Origin of the sequence: Streptomyces sp. NPDC127092, from assembly GCF_042722475.1 — a bacterium.
Taxonomy (GTDB): Bacteria; Actinomycetota; Actinomycetes; order Streptomycetales; family Streptomycetaceae; genus Streptomyces.
Genome location: NZ_JBHXFE010000424.1, coordinates 715 through 1,029, shown reverse-complemented (window position 1 = coordinate 1,029; position 315 = coordinate 715).

The window sequence follows — 315 nt, the reverse complement described above, 5'->3', positions numbered from 1 at the left end:
GGTTCACGAACTCCCGGGCCGATTCGCGGAATGCCTCGTGATCGGGGCCGTACAGGGTGCGTCGCATGACCGCTCCTTTTCGAAATCCAGCTGTGGTGTGTATCCACGCCCATGTAAGCGTGTGCTTATTTTCTAAGCGCTTGCTTATACTGATCGTGCGGCGCGGTATTGTCAACAGCCGCGCAGCCGAGGATGGAGAAAGACATGAGCGAATCACCGAACCAGGTGATCAGCCCGTCGAAGGCTGCCGCCCGCATCCGAGCCGCAGCCGTCGACGCGTTCGCGACCAGCGGCTACGGGGGCACGACCACCCGC